Consider the following 20,410-nt stretch of genomic DNA (forward strand, 5'->3'; position numbering starts at 1 on the left):
TTGTTTACAGCATATAGCCTAGAGCACAATATTTTTTTAAACTGTTACAACGGCTTTGTTGGGCAAATGTAATAACAGTTGTTCGCGCAACGCTAAACGGTCAGCCTCAGAAATCGCAGGAAAATTGGCAATACGAAAGGTGCTTTCTTTCCATGCGCCATAGCCATTGCCTAAAGTAATCCCTTGCGCTTCCATGACTTGCTTGATATGTTTGACTACAGATGGTTGCGCCTCAATAGCCAATACCGTATCCGAACGCAATGCTGGGATCTGAATCAAAGGTTTTACACCTCCATTCGTTAAATCTGCATCAAAATGTTCTTCAAAAAAATCATACCACTCTTTTGCCTGAGCTTCAATTCGAGCAGAGGTTTCTGAAATATCTGGTATTTGTTCTAAAATCTTAGATAATAAGTAGATTTCCAACACATTGGGTGTATAATGAGTCTGATATTTTTTGAAATTATCATTCATAAACAACAGACTATTATAGTATTTTCTATCGCCAATTATTTCAGCATATCGCAGCGCTTTGGGTGAACATACCATCACTGCCATACCAGCGGGTAAGCCAAAACATTTTTGCACAGAAGCAAACCAAATATCTGCTGTCTGCCAATCTAACTCTACTCCTGCCATTGAAGAAGTCGCATCTACCGCAATGAGTGCCTCTGGATATTTCTGCAAAATAGTATTCCATTGCTTCAAGTGCGTACCATTAGAGGTTTCATTGTGGGTCAAACAAACCACATCTGCGTCGGAGTCTGGCAATAATATCTCTTCTATTGACTGTTCATAATCATAAAATACTCTCGATACTTGTGGTAAAATACGTCCAGCATATTCTGCCCATTTGTCGCCAAAAGCTCCGTTGTATAAATGTAAACTATGACGCTGGGTAAGCGATTGGGCGATAATTTCCCACACCTCGGTAGCCGAGGATACAAAATATATCGTATAATCTGCAGGAATATGAAGTTTTTGGTGAAGCAAATCGATAGCAGAGCGGGTAATCTGCATACAAGTCTGACTACGGTGATTGATACTAAGCACGCCCTCGTCAAAGGCTTGTTTGAGATAATGCTCAACCACTGGGTAAACTTTGGAAGGTCCTGGATAAAATGTAATCATCGTAGTAAGGCCGTTAGTGTGGAGAATTGGGAGTTCAAACAAATTTGACTATTTCGGATATTGGATGTTAGATTTCGGAAGTTTAAAGCACTTTTTAAATTTCCGAAATCAGCAATCTCAAATCCGAAATAGTTCAAAACCAGTCGTGCAATCCTAATGTGAATCCATGAGTGTTGAGTTTGTCACCCCAAATCCAAATTATAAAAATGTTTGGATAGCAAAATCGTATCCTCTCAAGCCAAAGCCAATGATAATTCCGATACAATTTTTGCTCAAAAAACTATGGTGACGGTACTCTTCACGAGCATGAACATTCGAAATATGTACTTCTACGGTTGGGGTTTTTACCGCCGCAATAGCATCAGCTAAGGCAATAGACGTGTGTGTGAGTCCGCCAGCATTCAAAACAATACCATCAAAAGTAAAACCTACTTCGTGGATTTTGTCGATTAAAGCACCTTCGTGATTTGACTGGAAATAGTGCAAATCTACATGACTTTCGAACTTGTCTCTTAGTATTTCAAAATATTGCTCAAATGTTTGGTGACCGTATATCTCTGGCTCACGTTTTCCTAACAAATTCAAGTTAGGACCATTCACGATTAAAATCTGCTTTTTTGTCACAACAGTATCGATTTAAAGTTAAAAATGCAATCAGGCCTTGAAAAAGCTCCATCCGATTCGCCTGATTTTACGAATATGCCAAATATTGATTAGCTTCGCAAAATACAATGAAAATTATATCCTAAAAACAAAGCCTCAAACTCGCTAGTTCATAAAACTGCTTTGTTTTCACTTATTTTGAAAGTATCAAGATGTGGCAAATTTATATAAAAAACTTTAAAAACTACCTTACCCTCGAAAGGGCGCTTTCAGAAAACTCTATCGAGGCGTATATCAGAGACGTTAGTAAATTTTGGGAATATCTCGAAATCACCCATGAAGATGCACCTTCAGTAACTGAGGTTAGCGACAAGCACATCTTCAGTTTTTTTCAATACATCGACGAACTCGGATTGGAAGCTACCTCTCAAGCACGTATGCTTTCGGGGCTCAAAGCTTTTTATAAATATCTTGAAGTAGAAGATGTCATCAAACAAGACCCAACTCTTCTGATAGCGTCGCCCAAAGTTGGCAGAAAACTACCTTCTACCCTCAGTTATCCTGAAATAGTACAAATGCTGGAAGCCATCGACCTATCCACACCCGAAGGCACACGCAACAGAGCGATGCTAGAAGTATTGTATAGTTCGGGGCTTCGTGTGTCGGAACTGGTAGAGCTAAAAATTTCGGAGTGCTATTTTGATATTGGCTTCCTACGAGTTCGAGGCAAAGGAGATAAGGTAAGATTAGTGCCAATAGGCAGAGATGCCATGCACTACACAAAGATTTATATGGAAGAAATCAGAAAGCATCAGCCTATTCAGACTGATTTTTCGGATCATCTCTTTTTAAATCGTCGGGGAAAAAACCTCACTAGAGTGATGGTATTTTTGATTATCAAAGACCTTGCTATGATAACAGGTATTCAGAAAAATATCAGTCCACACACATTCCGTCATTCTTTTGCAACCCATTTGATTGAAGGAGGAGCAGATTTGCGAGCCATTCAAGAAATGTTGGGGCATTCGAGCATCACAACCACCGAGATATACACCCACCTCGACCGAGCCTATCTACAACAGACGATTGTAGATTTTCATCCGAGGAATAGAGGGTTTCGAAAGTAGAACACAACTACTAAAGAGGTATGATTATTTAGGTGCGTAGGTTGTTTTTTTTGTGTGAAATCCCTTACCACTACTTTTAGGGATTTCACACAAAAAAAAAAGTATGTAGCTTTGCCATCAATAATCCAATAGCCTAAATCCTGAATTATTCCACCTGAATCTGTTTGAGACAGGTGCTAATCATTTCCTAATACTTTTTGTTTTTTACTAACATTCATGTTGAAGTATTTCATATATCGAAGAAAGATACTTTTACCTTTAGCTAATTTCATAGTGCATTGTTCAGAATAAAAAAGTAAATTGGAGGTAGTTTAGAAATGGTCTAAAGTAAAATTGCTTAAGAGCACTTGTAGCAATACATGAAGCAACATACGATTACCAAAAGACCAAGAGATTTTTATTTAAACCATTATATCGAGTTGGCATACGCTATAGTTACACTTCAAAGAGTTCTTTAATTATAAGCTATCTCTCTCGGTATGGGACAAGTTACCTTGGTGACAGCTCCCAAATCATTATCGTACTTCTTGCATATTCAATGTGGTATATTTTACCCATTTCAAACAACTCATTTACTTGCTTCATTTAAATTTTATACTGTAAAACTTTAGTCCATAAAACGACTATATGACTTTACTCTATTTGCCTTGGTAGTCATATAAAACAGTTTCAATTTCCTTAAATTCCAACAGTTTGAGGAGTGGAATTGTATGCTCTAAATTTAAAAATTTGGAAATAGAATTGTTTTTGTCAACCAAGACTATATCTACAAGTTGATTTAAACTTACTCTATTAGCAGATTTTGAATTGGGTTCAAGCCTAACTAAGTATTACTGTTGGGTATTGACTTGAGCAAAATATAATCTGGATTAAAATTTTTGAGGTTGTTTTTAACTACTTCAACAGAATTGTTTTGCCTAAGCATTTATGAATTTATGTAAAAACCAATTTTCAAAATTAAACCCACCAAATAAATACCATGAACACTAATATGTTAGACCTACTAATTTCACTATTACTCACTATTTCGATTTTATTTGTTTACATTAGTTACAAATACTACTTATACGTCAACAAAAGATTAGTTTCTCATAATCATTGCCCAGTTTGCTCACAGAATTATGGTACGCGCATCAAAACTCCTTTTTTGATGAACAAAATCAGAGAAATCAAAGGAATTCAGGTAAAATCCTACAAATGTCTTTCTTGTAAGTCGGTGTTTTTTGTAAAAGAAAATGCCAAAACACAAGAAACGTATATACATAATAGTTAATTTTATTTTATATTAAATTACACTAAACTTCATAAAATTCTGAGGGATAAAATTTTATCAAACTTGAATTTTATGTAGTCTTTGTTTTATCACATTTAATCCATAAGCATGATACATTTTAAATAGGAAAATTATACCCATAGAGAACCACTGTATAGTCATTATCTATGGGTATCTTATTAATAAATTTATATTATATCAAACTTGAACAACTGTTCTCCCAGCACTTCTATACGAACGATAGTACTATCTCTGAATCTATCCATTACCTTTTACTACAATTTAAACATAATTTTACCTCTTCTAAACAATCTGAATCAAACACCTGATAAACAACAACTTAATATCCAATCTAAAGAATACTTAACTAAAGTATCAACAATTAATCATTCTAAAAAAGCATTAGTAAAATTCTTACTCCCAGTCGTTTGAGATATCCTCTTCATTCACAAAGCTTTTATTACAATTAAAATTAATTTTGCTTTACTATCCAACTGTAAGGTTTGAAAAAATAAGGGATACTCAAAAGCCCCCCTAAAAATAGGGATTTTAAATTATTTTACTAATCTTTATCTTTGTATCATATTTTGAATTAAAACAACTATCTCTAGAATACTTTGTCGAATGATTTGTCCCACTTATAATTAGTAATCATTCAATAATTTACACCTTACTGATGAATCAATAATCAAACCGCACAATTTTCTGTTATTATGAATAAATTTATGTTAAAAGGTTCCTCTAACAGTGTCATACAGTTATATATTACCCATTAGCCTATATTGTTATCTTTCCTGAACCGTTTTTTTAATTAGTTTTTAATCTATATAATATGCTAATCGGAATAATTGATGAAAACCAATATAAGATATTAAACATGGAGGAATTTCTTACGACTTTTAAAAATATCGACTTGATTGTATCAGGAAACGATCTTGAAAACTTTCTCGTCAAGGTAAATGATAGTCCTGAACCCGAAGTGATTTTTATTAAAGTGAAACAGAGCAACTATCTAGGAACTGAGAAAATCAGCAGTATAAGACAAAGGTTTCTTCAGTCACTAATAATAATCATCACTAACGATACCTCCGATAGTTTTATCCTAGAATCTTTTAAAGCTGGAGCAAATTGTTATTTAATTCCTCCTATTTTGACTTCGATGTTTAGGTATCCATCAGAGGTAATTAAAGAAACTGACTTTCCTTTTTCGAAAGAATTTAAAAATTTTCTAATCCCTCATACAGCCGAAAATTATTTGGGATTAGAAAAAATACTTACGAAACGAGAAATAGAGGTTGTAAATTATTTACTCAAAGGTATGGCTTACAAAGAAATCGCCAGTAATATGAAAATTAGTTTTTATACTGTCAATGACCATGTAAAGAAGATTTATGCCAAACTCAACATCAACTCAAAAGGTGAACTTTTATCTCTATTCATATCCTAAATTTCCTATCCATGCGTATAGAACCTATTTCTTTAATTGTAGATGATGATAAAATAAATCGATTCATCCTCTCAAAAACACTCGAAGACCTTAGTCTATCCAATCAAGAAGTAACGAATGGTCTTGAGGCTATAAACTGGCTAAAATCAACCCAGTATAAACATGTTGTAGTATTTTTGGACTTAAACATGCCCATAATCGATGGGTATGAATTCTTGGAAATTTTGAGTGATTTCAAGCAAGAGTTTTCTCATGTCAATATCCAAATCATTGTACTTTCATCCGTTTTATTTAGTGATTTCCAGAGGAGGTCATCCTCAACAGCAGCTACTATTTCCTCATTTTTAAACAAACCTGTAGACATTCGACAAATAAAAATAGCAATAAATAAGGCTAAAGAGAAATTCAATGACGACCTTATTTTCAGAAAAAAAGAATTACTCTCAAAGACTCATGATACCATTTAATATAGCTAATTTTTAGGGGTATAAACTTATATTTCAGTAAGCAATATTTTGTCCCTTGTTAATAAACATATTTTCATTGACATACATTTTCAATTTTGATAATCTAAGGATATAATTCTTTATGTTTTAGATTATTTCAAGATAGAAATATTCAACAGTCAAGAAAATATCATCTACTCGTGCTAAAATTTATACCATTATGAAAACCTCACACACGATTAATTTTGTTTTGATTACGAACCTATTTTTGTACTCATGTGTAAGTACTTCCAAATTCGAAAGGCTTCAATCGTCTAAAGAGCGACTAACCAAAAATCTTGTGTACACCGAGAATGAATTAGGGAGCTTAAGAGAAAAAACTTATATTTTGATTAACAAATTTGATGAAGAGTCTCAGAAACTGAAAGATTTAAACCAAAAAGTTAATTATTTGGCAGATGCTATAAAGTTAGACAGTTTAGAACTTGTAAAATATAAAACTAGTTTGCAAGATTATGAAGAACAATTGAGACAATGTCACGAAAGTAATTCTATGCTTGTTGCTAACTTTAACAACAAAATATCGGGGCTTCATCAACAATATCAAAAAAAAATAAGACTTCTAAATAATAAGATAAGATTTACCAAGGCAATGCAACTACAATTACAGCAAAAGCTGTTGATAGAGCGACAAAAAAATACCCAGCTCAGTCAAAAGGCAAATGTAGAAATGCATTAATAACTAGCCAATAAGATTTTTCATGCTCATTTAACTCCATAGCCTGGCGGCTATGGAGTTAAATGAGCATGCGCAAGCAATAGCCCAACTATATGGACTAACCCACTAGTAGCTGACGCATATTTCTCATTGGAGATAACTCCAACAAGGTTAATAAAAACACATTTTCCTCCTCCAACTGGGTATAATTCCAACTTTTTGAACTCTATTAGTTAATAATGTTAGGTCATTGCCCTAAGGCATGATAGTTTTTTGGGTTTGTCACTCTAATTTTAATCCCAGACCAAGAAACTTTTGGCTTTTGAGGCCATTTTCTAAAGATTAATTAACTATATAAATAACTATGTCACTTTCTAAACTATCAGTGCTTGTTGGGGCATCCTTGGGTTTGTACTCATTTATTCACCAGCCAGCACCTACCTCAACCTATCCCTCTGAGGTTTTTACAAAGGTGGATACCTTAAATCGTCCTGACGAAAATCGTTTTACCAAAACTGTCTTATCTAACGACCTCAATGAGCCAATGGAATTGGCAGTTGCGCCCGATGGTCGTGTGTTTTTTGTGGAACGTGCAGGAAAGTTTTATGTGTATGAACCTGCCAAAAAGAAAACTCGTCTATTATATGATTTTCCTGTAAAGGCAGTAGACAAATACCTGAATGGAATGTTGGGTATGACGATTGACCCTAATTTTAAGGATAATCACTATTTGTATTTCTTCTATACGATTCAGGATAAAGAACAAACCAGACAGCGTATTTCCCGTATCAAAGTGGATAGCGAAAGTAATCTTGATTTGGCTAGTGAGCAATCTATTATCGAGTTCCCGATTGATTTGGAAGTGAGTGCGCATACAGGTGGTTCTCTGGCATGGGATGCTCATGGCAACTTGTTTATTTCAACAGGAGACAATACTGTTCCGTTTGAGTCAAGTGGTCATGCGCCTATTGATTCTCGTGAGGGACGTATTACGTTTGATGCGCAACGTTCGGCAGGAAATGCCAATGATTTACGTGGTAAAATCCTACGTATTCATGTCGAAAAAGATGGCTCTTACACCATTCCAGAAGGTAACCTTTTTCCGAAGGGCACTGCTGGCACTCGTCCTGAAATTTATGTTATGGGTTGTCGTAACCCTTACCGTATTTCGGTAGACCCTGCAACTTCAATTGTGTACTGGGGCGAAATCGGTCCTGATGCGGGAAATGATGGAGTCCAAGGACCTAGAGGTTATGACGAATTTAACCAAGCCAAAAAAGCAGGTAACTACGGTTGGCCATATTTTGTAGGAGATAGCAAGCCTTATCATCAATATGATTTTGCCACTAAAAAAGTCGGAGATTTATTTGAACCAAACACTCCTATCAATAATTCGCCTAACAATACTGGTATCAAGAACCTCCCTCCAGCTCAAAAAGCGATGATTTGGTATCCTTACAATAAATCAGCAGAGTTTCCTGAACTAGGTGTGGGTGGTCGTTGTGCTATGGGTGGTCCTGTGTATCATTATGATGCCAAAATTGCTAACAAAAGTAAAATGCCTTCCTATTATGACAAAGCATTATTTGTATATGATTGGATGCGCAACTGGATATTTGCGGTAAGATTGGACGAAAACCAGAACTATCAATCTTTGGAGCAGTTTATGCCTCAAACAGGTGATTTCCGTCGTCCTGTAGATATGGAAATTGGTCAAGATGGCTCTATGTATTTATTAGAATATGGTTCGGTATATGGTATTGACAATGAAGATGCTCGTTTGGTAAAAATCGACTTTAATGGCGGAAACAGAGCACCTGTAGCAAAAGCAATTGCACAAGATACTATCGGTTTAGCTCCAATGACAGTTCAGTTTAAAGGCGAACAAAGTTTGGATTATGACAAAGGCGATAAATTGTCTTATTTATGGAAATTTGAAGGAAATAGTACTTCAACAGAAGTAAATCCAAGTTATACTTTCAAGAAAAATGGTATTTATAAAGTATCGTTAACGGTAAAAGATCAAGCAGGAATCAGCAATACTAAAACTTTGACCATAAAAGTGGGTAATACCTTACCAGATGTAGCTATTTCGACAGAAGAAAACAGTACTTTCTTCAAAGCTAACTCAAGTAATTTGAAATATGCTGTTGATGTAAAAGACAAGGAAGATAAAATTATCGACTCGAAGCGTGTGAAGGTAGTTTTGAACTATATTCCAAAAGTAAGTAGAGAACCACAAATGGGTCACCAGCAATTAACTTCTACGTTTAGCTTAGGAAAATCATTAATTGCAGGCTCAGACTGTAAGGCATGTCACCAATTGAATGCGCCTTCAGCTGGTCCAGCGTTTAAGGAGGTAGCCAAAAAATATCGTGATGATAAGACGGCTATTGCTAAACTTGCGAACAAGATTATTACTGGTGGTGGTGGTCTTTGGGGCGACCGTGAAATGAGCGCGCACCCACAACTTTCTAGAGAGGAAACTACCGAAATGGTGAAATATATCCTTTCATTGGGATCAGAACCAGTTGAAAACCGTATTGCTCCAAAAGGAACAGTGGCGTTGAAAGAGCACGTTGGCAAGGAGCAAGAAGGTCGCTATGTGATTACAGCTTCGTACACTGACAAAGGTTCGTTGGTAGCTCCAGCAGGGAAACCAAAAACGATTTTGGCTTTAAACAAAACTGCTACTTTGGTATTGCGTCCAAATCGTGTTTATGGTGCTGAGGCTGACGAATTACATAATCTTGGTCGTCAAGACAAGCGTTTGGGCTTTATTCACAATGGTTCATATTTTGTCTTAAAAAATATCGATTTGAAAGGTATTAATGAATTAACTTACAAATTCTCGTCAAGAGACAAGGCTGCTACTGTGGAAGTTCATACTGGTTCGCCAACGGGTCCTGTAGTTAGTACATTGTCGTATAGTCCAACAGGTGCGTGGGACAAATATGCTGAGCAAACTGTGGGTATTCAAGCACCAACAGGAAAACAAGATTTGTATTTTGTCTTTACTAAGAAAGATACTCCAAACAAAGACTTGTGTAGCCTCGAATGGATTGAGTTTAAGTAATGTTGAATTATGATTTGTGAATTGTGAATGTTTTTTTCCATCCGTGGTCAGTGTCTCACTGACCAATTAGCGACAGCAAAACTCGTATAACATAGGTAAAAGTAGTACGAGGTCTTGTCGCTTGTCGAGTGCCTCATTCGACACGAATGCAAAAATTGAAGAATACATTCCTATTTCCGAAATCAGAAATCCTAAATCCGCAATAGTTTGATTGTTCTATCGCCTTGTTGACTAACAACCAACAAGGCGATTTTTTATTACAAATGAATCTGTCCCTATTAAAATATTCAATCGCAAACACAACAGAGCATATTATTGGGTTTTAAATTAAAAACTCTGCATTTATAATTGAAAATATTCTATACCTTCGTAATCTCAAATCAAATTAATTTCCTTTCAATTGACACAAACAATTATGAAAACCCAACCTACCTTGAAGCACTTGATGCTTTGTACCTTATTATTATTATCATTCAGTTCATTTTCTTTTTCAGGAATTACTATTTCAAAAGACAGTACCCGTGCTTGGATTGTCCAACTCAGCAGCAGTTTGCCAGCAGGCTCGGATACTACTTTGTCAAAATGGATTCGTGATGGATTAAACGAAAGTATCTTAAAAGGTACTTTTGACACGACTTCAAACAAGCAGAAACTTTACACCGACCTAAACAATGCTTTGAGTATTTACCATAGAAAGGTAATTATTCGTAACTTCGACTTTCCTGGCTTGGCCAACGGGTCTTATCAACCCAATGGTTTTTCGCAAGGAACACAATTTGCGAACTTCAAAGTAAAATTACCAAGTGGAAGTTTTGACCCAGATTTTGCGGTAAGCTATGCGCCAGATGTGATGTCTTTTGTGAACAACACCGCTAGTTTGGAGCAATTGCCAGAAGGAACAAAATTGTATAGAGTATGTAATGACGGATGGGACCAATTTACAGGAGGTTATTGGACACGTACTAAACCCAAATCAATATCTGAAGTAATTGGTGGAACTGCCGTTCAGCCGGAATGGAATAGCTTCAAAAATATTGTAGAATACACCGTTCCTGCGGGAGGTATCTGGGTTTGGAGAGGATTAGCTGCGGCACAAAAACTCTCAAATAACTTAAACATAGGTCAACCATATTTAGCTGGTGGAGGCGAACAAATTTTGATTCCATTGGTGTATCGTAGATTAAAGAAAGCAGATGGGAGCTTTGATTTTAGAGCAATCAATCCTGCTATGCAAAATAGAATAGTAGTATTACCAGCCAACGAATTACCATGGAAACGTTAACTCCCGTATATCTGAGATTGCTCAAAGCCAATTTCGAACATTTAGTTCAGTGCTTCGCTGAGCAAGAATCACTTACAGGTCAAACAGGTTTATTATTAAAACTTAGAGCTGAAGATATTTTATCAAACTCGTTGAGTCAAGCATTGTCAACATCAGAGGTAACCGACGAAAATCTTCAATGGGTTCGTGAGGCGGTGATGACATATTTGAGATTTTACCCTGAAAATATTACCAGTAGTAATCTCGCAACCCTCGATGACGAAATCGATATGATACTTCACAGAATTATGGAGATAGCAGAACTTTTGTAGTGATGAGTTGTGAATGATGAGTTTTGAATGATGAATTGTGAATGGTGAGTTGTCCTTGCCTAAAATAGGTTGAACTAAGTAAAAACTGTTTATTTCGGATATCGGATGTTGGATTTCGGAAGTGTAAGCTTCTATATTTTGTAAAAAATAAAAGTATTTTGCTTCGTTTCGGAAATCAGAAATCCCAAATCTAAAATTCTTTGAAAACTCAACACTCCCCACTCAGCACTAAAAAAATACCCCCTCACCTACATAGATGAGGGGGATTTTTATTATCATTCAGTTTTTCACTTATCTGTTTTATTTAACATCCCAGAAGATCTTCGCATCGCGAGTATCTTTGCTAGAAACAGCACTATAGTTCGGGTTGAATGTACGCTCACGACCAGGGTAAGTCAATCTGTTTGGTGGCAAAGCAAAACCTGAAGTATTGTCCGCTACAAATGTCAACTGAGGATATTTTGTACGACGAAGTTCAGACCAAGCTTGTACCGATTGCATAAAGCCAAATTGTACCCATTTTTGTGTCCAAATCAAGGCTAATTTTTGAGCCGAAGATCCAGCATATTTAATCGTTGAGTTTGCTAAAAAGTCATTTACAGCTGCGGCAGATGGAGCAGTCAATTTTGGCGCTGTACTATTGCTCAAGTTATTCAAAGCATAGTAATAAGCAATTGATTGAGCTACACCTTTGTTATAAGCTGTTGCCGCATCTGTAGTAGTTCCCCAACGCTCATACGCTTCTGCTTTCAACAAATGTGTTTCAGCTGAAGTAAAGATTACACCAGGTAATTTGCTGTTATACACAAACGTAGCTGAGTCAAGCACTGCATATTTACCATTAGTAATATTTGTAGCTTGGTCAGTTGAGTTTAAGTCTAATGGCATTGCATAATAATCTGCATTGGCTACCCATTTGCTACCATCCTGACGACCGCCTTTGTCATAAATTACAGCAATACGCGGGTCATTAGCAGGTTTTAATACTTTATCCAACAAGAACGAAGCTCCCAAATGGTTATTTGACTCATAGAAAGCATTACGCAAATTGTCAATATAAGTTGTTACTGGGTTCAACAAAGCATTTTGAGTTGTTTCTTCCAACAAAGGATACTGTGTTGGGTTATTCAACATTTCTAATACTTCTGCCTTTGCTTTTGCTTCATCCACGAATGAAATACGCATTAATGCACGCAAACGTAAAGAGTTTGCCAAACGACGCCATTTTGTAATATCGCCTTGGAAAAGAATATCTTGCTTTTTGAACGAACCAGCCGTTACACTACTCAAGTTAGCCGTAGCAAAATAATTTGAAGCATCTTTCAAACCTGCAATTACAGTGTAGTACACTTCTTTTGCGTCATCAAACTTTGGCGATGTAATCGAGCCATTTAAGTTCAACATTCCTGCTTCAGAAAATGGAATATCTCCCCAAAGGTCAACCATTTGAGCCGTTTGTTCCAACATTGCTACTTTCGCTGCATTCACAAACACATCTGCACTTTGTTTTTCTGTAGCTGAAAGTTTAGCGTATTGTTTTTCTATTTCACGATAATGCGCCAAAGGACCACTACCATTACCATTCGTTGTGTAAAAATCACCCCAACGTTGCTCGGTATATTGCGCTTGTTCACGGTAAATGAATTTATCGTTGGTAAATGAAATCACTTGAGAAAATACACCTGCGTGCGTCAACGCAAAAGTACGCATATCCCAATATTTTGGGTAGATACGATCATTGTTGAGAATTTGAGTAAAAAATTTCTCAACTGAAGGAGTCGTTGTTTGTTCAGGGTTAAGGTACAAGTCACCGAGTTGGTCTTTACAGCTAATCAAAGTAGCTACAATCGCTAACATTGCACTTATTTTGATGAATGTCTTTTTCATACTTTTCTAAATAAAATGTCTGATTGGTTGATTAAAAACTTGCGTGTAAAGCCACACCAAAGCTACGAGTTGCTGCTGTTGAACCTTCGTCGATACCTTGACGGTTCCAGCTAGTACCGATAGGTGCTTCTGGGTCAAGATTTTTCAACGTGCGGTACAAGTAGAATAGGTTACGACCAATCAAAGACACACGAACATTTTGCAAACGCAATTTTTGAGCTACTGCCGAAGGCAAAGTATAAGATAAAATTGCTTCACGAACTTTCAAGTAACTGTTGTTATAAACGGCACCGTTTTCATACCAACCCGACGAACCCCAAGTATAAGTATTCATGTAATACGAGGCAGCATCAATGATTTTACCGTTTTTCTCACCACTAGCGGTTACGCCGTCCAACATTACACCATCATGATATACTTTACCACCGTTTGGAGCAGTTGCAGTGTGACTTGACAACAACACGTTATTGCCACTTCCATCTACATAATATGGCAAACCACCGTTTTCGGCATCACGATATTTCATTGTACTTTCGAACATACCAGCACCCGTCGCATACAACAATGGGTTTGATACCAATTGTCCACCGATACGGTAATCCATATTGATGTCTAAAGTGAAGTTTTTGTAGGTAAATGAGTTCAAGAAACCACCGATTAATTTCGGCATAACGTTACCTACTTTTTTGTAGTCAGATGTTAAGGTATAAAGACCATCATCAGAGATGATAAAGTTACCTTTTGAGTCAGTCGCACGTACGTGAGTGTAAATATTTCCTAAATAATCACCTTCGTCAGCTACGATTTTAATAGCAGATTGGTCAGCATCATAAGCCACTAACTGAGGGATACCTTTTGCCAACTTCTCAACTTTTGTGCGGTTGATGGCAGCATTGATACGTGTGTTCCAAGTGAAATCACGTGTTTTGATAGGAGTTGCATAAATCGATGCTTCCCAACCAAAAGAGCGAAGCTCACCAACGTTTGCCAATACCGAACTAGCACCTGTACTTGTAGGAATAGACGTTTGAAGAATTTGATCTTTGATACGGCTATTGTAATAAGTCAAATCAAATCCTAACTTATTTTTGAAGAATTTCGTTTCTAAACCAAATTCATTCTCAAATTTCTGTTCAGGTTTGATGTTATCATTACCATAGCTAGAACTTGCTCTTAAAGCAGGAACTGCACCGTAAGCCGTTTGCAAAATCGTTTGAGAATACGTAGTGTTTGCCACATACAATGGAGGAGCATTACCCACAATACCATAAGAAGCACGGATTTTACCGTAGTTCATGAAATTAGGCATTTGGAATGCGTCTGAGAATACAAAACCAGAGTTTACCGAAGTGTAGAAATAACTGTTATTTCCTGCTGGCAATGTTGAAGAGTATTCCTGACGAGCAGTACCTTCTACGAACAACATGTTTTTGTAAGCAGCATTCAAAGTACCCAAGTAAGCAAACTTAATCATTTCTCTACGTGAAGCACTAGCATTCAATACGTTAGTAGAGTTGTTCATACTAAACCAGTTCTCGATTACCAAACCACCATTTGTACCAACTGATTGGTCATAGTATTTTTCTTGACGACCTTGCACACCAGCAGAAGCTGACAAATCAAAATCTGTATTCAATTTTTTAGCATAAGTCAACATCGCATCGCCATACACGATTGAGTAACGACCACTTGCAACACGGTATTCACCAGTACTATTTCCTGAGTTAAACAAAGCAGGAAATTCGTTGTATTTCTTTACTTCAGTACCCAAACTTGTAAAGTCATTACCTACACGACCACGTAATCCGAATTCATTATTGATTTTGTAATTCAAAGTCACTGAACTTAATACACGGTCTTGGTTTTCGTCTTCGCTATTACGCAAAGCATTCCACAACAAGTCCATAATATCACCACCACGAATGTTGTATTTGAACGCCTCTGAAGGATTACGCTCAGGAACATTGTACGGTACATATTTGTATCCTTGTGATGTTTGGTAATGATTCAAGAAGTTGTTCATATCTTCCGCACGGCTATAAAAACCACCATAGTTGGCTGTTACACGGTTGATTTGCTCTGGACGGTTGTGCACTTTTGAGTTGATATAACTTACAACCACATCAGCAGTAACTTTATTACTTAATTTTACAGAAGAGTTCAAGTTGAAAGTATTACGTTTCAAACCACTTCCACGCATAATACCTGCATAGTCAGTTCCTGTGTAAGAAAAACGGTAAGAACCTTTATCAGTTGCATTTGAGAATGCTGCGTTAACCGTTGAGTTATAACCTGTTTGATAAAAATCGTTAAAGTTATTTGGTTTTGCGCTATACGACTGCATCGTTCCGTCCCACCAAGGCATCATTCTACCGTCCATTTTAGGACCAAATTGTCCGTAAGCTCTGAAGTTAACACGCTTAGAACCATCAGGGTTTGTGATAAAACCTTCTTCATCAGCACCAACTGCAAGGTTTGTAGCACGGTCATAACCTGGGCCGTAAACATTCTGATATTGAGGTGTAAATGCTACACGTTCTTGGTTATACGTGTAGTTTAATTCAACGCCTAACCCTTTGCCTTTTACACCAGATTTTGTTGTAATAACAATTACACCATTCGAAGCTTCAGAACCGTAAAGGGCTGTTGCTGATGCACCTTTCAATACCGACAAACTTGCAATATCAGCTGGGTTGATATCCAAGATACCATTACCACGGATACGTTGATCATCCCAATAACCGCCGTTGTTCAAGCCATTTGCACCTGCTTGGTTAAAATCACGGATTACGATACCATCCACAACATAAAGTGGTTGAGTATTATAATTCAATGAGTTTACCCCACGTACCTGTACGTTTACAGCTGATGTTGCACCACCTGGCGCCGTAGAAATTTTAACGCCTGCTACTTTACCGTACAATGCCGAAGCAAAGTTGGTATTACCCGAAGCGGTGATTTCCTTGCTCGAAACTGTTCCAATTGAGTAACCAAGGGCTTTTTGTTCACGTTTGATCCCCAAGGCCGTAACAACCACCTCATCAAGGTCTTGAGAAGTAGCTTCCAATACCACATCGATGGTTGTACGTCCCGACACTTCAACGGTCTTTGTAGCGAAGCCCAATGATTGGAAAATCAAAGAGGCATTTTTGGCAACAGAAATCGTAAAATTACCCGAACCATCCGTTACTGTACCTTTGGTAGTACCTTTCACTAAAATACTTACGCCTGCTAGGGCAGATTGATTGCTATCCACGACCTTTCCTTTGACTACTTGTTGAGCCATTACGAACTGTCCAGTCAAAATCAAGAGTGTAGCAAATAACGTAGTAAAAATTTTTCTACATGCTTTCATTGTTAGGAATTAAAATGATGAAAATTGAAAATTGGGCTCTGATAGAGCGAATTTGAAAAAAATAGTTTTAGAGTGTTACGGAGAAAAAGATTCCCTCCTTTCGTTGTTTTTCATGGTTTAAATACGGTAAGTTGATGCGGTTTTGAAATCCTGTAAACTGTTTTCTAGCAATTAGTTTTGAAAGTGTTAGTTGGATTTCGCAACCAAATTAATAAAATAAATTATTAAATATTAATTTATTGTAAATTATTTTAATAATCCATTTTAAGAATAAAATACTCAACCAAATCGGACATTTTAAGCTAAAATTATCTTAAAAGTAGAATTTTCAGGATAAAATCAATTGCAATTTAGGTTGAATGAGGAAGAGAACAAGGCATAATGTTTTTAAAATATTTTATTAATCATTCTTACAAAAACACCTAAAATTTTAGCTTATAAACTTATTTTCAAATAGTTATAAAAACCTAACAACTGCTTTTATAAGCCTATTTGTAACAGGATTTAGGCGTTAAAGATTATATCAAAAAAAATCCTTCTAGGATACAACTTAAGTCGTACCCTAGAAGGAATAAGATCTTTAATCTATCACTAATCAGGGATTCATACCATTCTTTTTTACCTTCAACTCATCAGGAGCATCTTTGGTATAGGTATTAAAATTAGGATTGTAAGACTTATCAAAAAGATTTTTTACTACTTGTAAATCAACCGAAGTCTGTGGGTTAAAAGCTGAAGAGACCATATACTGCTGCAAACTATAGGCTAGTTGACGAGCTACAGGTCTTGTATCCAAATTTGAGCTAACATCGGCACTACAAATCAATAGCTTTCCTTTGCCTACTTTTGCCTCTACAATCAAACCCAAAGGTCTATTCAAAAACCATGTATCAATGGGTTGTACCACAGGTTTGAATCCTTTCGGAAATTCGTCCAACAGCATCACTTGTGTTTTATTGACCAATTCCCACCACTGAACATTGGCATGAAATTCTGTAGGAAATGATTGGAACGCAGGATGCTTAGGATCACAAACAAACCCTAAAGTATGCGGTGGGCGCATCTTAAACCATGAGGTATTCCAGAAAACAGGTTGCAAATAATTAACCACTTCTTTGCCTCTTTCTATTTTTCCAGCAGCTTGTAAAAAGACCTTCCCTCCTTTTTCTAAAATCTGTAAAGCTTTTTCATCTAAACTATTACATGAATAAACCTCCTCTGATTTTACAGCTGGTAAAGTTGTTGGATATACCCAAAACGCCCACTGATTCTGAATTTCTGAACCATTAATTGACGCTCTAAGTAACAGTTTTTGGGCTTGGTTAATTTGCTGTGGATTAACCGTAATTTTTCCAACTGAGAGGTTATTCCCAATCGCATAATCTGCGGGCTGAAACTCGCCAGCTTGCACAGTTTTTCCTTCTGAATCAACAATTTGCCATGCAATTACAGCTTTTGACAAAGCTTTTTGCCCAAAATGAAACAACTCAAATGGAATTTGGATACTTTCATTTTGCTGAAAAATAAATTTGGGAAAACGAGTTAAAACAACTGTTGAGTCACAGAATTGACGGAATTCTTTGGCATCGATATATCCTTTTTCCTCCCAAAAACTATCAAGCAAACCGACCAAAGCAGTTCCTTGTCCTGAATAATCGTTGAGACCTAACATCTGAAATCCTGCTGAAAGAGGCGTTCTAAATGCCATTTCCATTTCGTGCTTGTAACTAATGGCTTGTAGTTTTCCAGAAGCCATAAAGAAATCTTTGCCCCTATCTGCCATTCCTCTATCCTTCAAATCTTCTTGAAAAAGTTCATAGTTACGAGCCTCATAAAGTCCTTTATACTTTTTGATTTCATCAAAATTAGGGAATACACACCATTGACCTAACTCGTGTGTAACGTAAGGGACTGTAAAGTTTTTGACCATATCTCCAAAATCAGCACTGCTTGATGGGAGTTTGTCCCAAGGTAAACCGCGTGGTCCTGACTTAATCATATATTCGTTAGCAGGAACTAATGGCCAACTCATGGCAACCGAAGCACCTGTGTATTTGCGACGAGGATCCTTCGCTTGCCAATATTTAATGAATTTTGTCAAATAATCTACCTGCTTTCCTCCTCTTGGTTCGTTGCCATAAGCTAACATACAGAAGGATGCATAATTACCATAAACTTTCGCCATACGGTTGGTTTCGTCCATGATATACTGATCAATCGGATGTCCATCACCCAAAGACGAACCGTGATTTGCCCAGCTTGGACCTTCAGGTTGCAGATAAATACCCACTAAATCGGCGGCAATAAAGGCAGCTTCTGGTGGGCAATACGAATGAAAACGGAAATGGTTCAGCCCATAAGATTTGGCTTTTCTGAAAACTTTCTCCCAAGATGCCACATCCATTGGAGCATAGCCAGTCAATGGAAACTGGCAGTTTTCGACCGTGCCTCTCAAGAATATTGGACGTCCATTAATTTCAAAACGAGTTCCATTGATCGCAAAATCTCTCATGCCAAATTGAACATCCCTTACCGACTGCACACCTTCGTTTGTAGAAACTTGGACGTTTAATTTATATAAAGCAGGCACATATTCATCCCAAGTCAAAAAATTATCACCCATCGGTAAGATGTAGGTTAATGTATTGCTTCCCTTGTCCGCTTTAAAATCTACCACTAGAGGTGCAATTGAATGTTGTTTGGATGAATTGAAGCTTTTGGCAGAAAGGCTAATTTTCCCAGAAACTGTAGTGGTCAGATTATTTTCCAGTTGAATCACTACTTTGGCAAGCTTTTCTTTTACATTCGGATATACCTGTACATCCGAAAACCAAACTTGTCCCTCGGTAGACAACTCCATTTTTCCAACAATACCATTCCAGTTTCCTTGAGTATGATCCGTAATACTGTGAGAATCTTTCCCCACATTGATTGCTTTGGTCTTATTATCAACTCGCACTGTTAGCGTATGTTTTCCTGTGCTGAGTTTTCCCGTCAAATCATAAACATGGGCTACACAAAGAGAATTTTGTAACCCAATTTCCAGATTATCAATCCATACGCGTGTTTCGTAATGTGGACGTTCAAGATTTAGCCAAATACGTTGATTTTTCCAGTCAGCAGGAACGACAATATCACGTTGATACCATGCGCCACCTACGTAATGCTTTTTAGGAGTAAGCCAAAAGGGGAATTTTGGGCGAGGATCTTGGCGGTATTTTGCCATGCGAGGATTAAAATACCAAGAACTATCATAGATACTACCCGTCCATTGAGTCTGAAGTGTTACTGCATTTCCTTTGCCATTTTCAAGCATCGAGCCTGGTAACTTTACCTTGTCTTTTAGTTTTTGAGAAAACCATTTTTCTTGTATTCCGTTATCTAAGGAATCTATGGCAAATCGCCATGTTCCTTGTAAATTAAGTTTTTTTGATTGTCCTATCGAAGCGAAACTTATCAGGACAAATGATGCTATGAATAGATTTTGGAGGTTTTTTTTCACGGTTAAAATGGTAAGTTATACAATTAAGAATAGCTTAGTAGTATAAAAAATCCTAATAAGCCTAAACTATCAAATATAGCCTCCAAATGTCTTCACTCCATCATGTATCATCCTGATGCTTGTCTATTTCCAAGTTCGAGACTTTGTCTCGGACTCACTCTTGCCACAGTTTTAAAACTGTTCAAAAAAATAGGTCCAAGACTAAGTCTTGAACCAGTTGCTCTCTTCTATATTACTCAATACTTTTTCATT

The 20,410-nt window shown here is 36.8% G+C and carries 13 protein-coding genes; 8 read left to right on the plus strand and 5 right to left on the minus strand.

Features of this window, described 5'->3' with window-relative positions; genetic code table 11:
• Positions 1 to 36: 36 nt before the first annotated feature.
• Together GVN22_RS02505 and aroQ are read right to left on the minus strand one after the other, a co-directional pair.
• Positions 37 to 1,131 (minus strand): aminotransferase class V-fold PLP-dependent enzyme, encoded by a 1,095-nt coding sequence (locus GVN22_RS02505; protein WP_166549496.1) that lies wholly within the window; start codon positions 1,129 to 1,131, stop codon positions 37 to 39.
• A 198-nt stretch (positions 1,132 to 1,329) separates the two neighbouring features.
• Complete coding sequence (aroQ, locus tag GVN22_RS02510) at positions 1,330 to 1,755, minus strand: type II 3-dehydroquinate dehydratase (protein WP_166549497.1); 426 nt, start codon at positions 1,753 to 1,755, stop codon at positions 1,330 to 1,332.
• A gap of 191 nt (positions 1,756 to 1,946) precedes the next feature.
• Between aroQ and xerD the strand changes: the two genes are divergently transcribed.
• The 8 genes from xerD (at position 1,947) to GVN22_RS02545 (ending at position 11,414) form a co-directional block, all read left to right on the plus strand.
• The gene (xerD, locus tag GVN22_RS02515; RefSeq protein WP_166549498.1) at positions 1,947 to 2,861 is read left to right on the plus strand and encodes a site-specific tyrosine recombinase XerD; all 915 of its coding nucleotides are present in this window, start codon (positions 1,947 to 1,949) and stop codon (positions 2,859 to 2,861) included.
• Positions 2,862 to 4,011: 1,150 nt separating this feature from the next.
• Positions 4,012 to 4,134 carry a hypothetical protein gene (locus GVN22_RS28065; protein WP_255494237.1) on the plus strand — a complete coding sequence of 41 codons (123 nt, stop codon included), beginning with the start codon at positions 4,012 to 4,014 and terminating at the stop codon, positions 4,132 to 4,134.
• An 877-nt stretch (positions 4,135 to 5,011) separates the two neighbouring features.
• The gene (locus tag GVN22_RS02520) at positions 5,012 to 5,581 is read left to right on the plus strand and encodes a LuxR C-terminal-related transcriptional regulator (protein WP_166549499.1); all 570 of its coding nucleotides are present in this window, start codon (positions 5,012 to 5,014) and stop codon (positions 5,579 to 5,581) included.
• An 11-nt stretch (positions 5,582 to 5,592) separates the two neighbouring features.
• Positions 5,593 to 6,048 (plus strand): response regulator, encoded by a 456-nt coding sequence (locus tag GVN22_RS02525; protein ID WP_166549500.1) that lies wholly within the window; start codon positions 5,593 to 5,595, stop codon positions 6,046 to 6,048.
• 319 nt (positions 6,049 to 6,367) lie between these two features.
• Positions 6,368 to 6,766 (plus strand): hypothetical protein, encoded by a 399-nt coding sequence (locus GVN22_RS02530; RefSeq protein WP_166549501.1) that lies wholly within the window; start codon positions 6,368 to 6,370, stop codon positions 6,764 to 6,766.
• Between the two features lie 343 nt (positions 6,767 to 7,109).
• Complete coding sequence (locus tag GVN22_RS02535; protein WP_166549502.1) at positions 7,110 to 9,821, plus strand: PQQ-dependent sugar dehydrogenase; 2,712 nt, start codon at positions 7,110 to 7,112, stop codon at positions 9,819 to 9,821.
• A gap of 415 nt (positions 9,822 to 10,236) precedes the next feature.
• Complete coding sequence (locus tag GVN22_RS02540) at positions 10,237 to 11,103, plus strand: hypothetical protein (RefSeq protein WP_166549503.1); 867 nt, start codon at positions 10,237 to 10,239, stop codon at positions 11,101 to 11,103.
• Positions 11,091 to 11,414, plus strand: coding sequence for a hypothetical protein (locus tag GVN22_RS02545; RefSeq protein ID WP_166549504.1), 324 nt, complete (start codon positions 11,091 to 11,093; stop codon positions 11,412 to 11,414). Before GVN22_RS02540 ends, GVN22_RS02545 begins: the two co-directional genes overlap by 13 nt.
• A gap of 300 nt (positions 11,415 to 11,714) precedes the next feature.
• Here GVN22_RS02545 and GVN22_RS02550 read toward each other — a convergent pair whose 3' ends face one another.
• From GVN22_RS02550 to GVN22_RS02560, 3 genes are all read right to left on the minus strand, one after another.
• Entirely contained in the window at positions 11,715 to 13,301 is a 1,587-nt protein-coding gene (locus GVN22_RS02550) for a SusD/RagB family nutrient-binding outer membrane lipoprotein (RefSeq protein WP_166549505.1), read from the minus strand.
• 31 nt (positions 13,302 to 13,332) lie between these two features.
• Positions 13,333 to 16,656 carry a SusC/RagA family TonB-linked outer membrane protein gene (locus GVN22_RS02555; RefSeq protein WP_166549506.1) on the minus strand — a complete coding sequence of 1,108 codons (3,324 nt, stop codon included), beginning with the start codon at positions 16,654 to 16,656 and terminating at the stop codon, positions 13,333 to 13,335.
• 595 nt (positions 16,657 to 17,251) lie between these two features.
• Entirely contained in the window at positions 17,252 to 20,158 is a 2,907-nt protein-coding gene (locus GVN22_RS02560; RefSeq protein ID WP_205690760.1) for a sugar-binding domain-containing protein, read from the minus strand.
• Positions 20,159 to 20,410 lie beyond the last annotated feature (252 nt).

The organism is Cellulophaga sp. BC115SP (genome assembly GCF_009905545.1).
Lineage (GTDB): Bacteria > Bacteroidota > Bacteroidia > Cytophagales > Spirosomataceae > Flectobacillus > Flectobacillus rivi.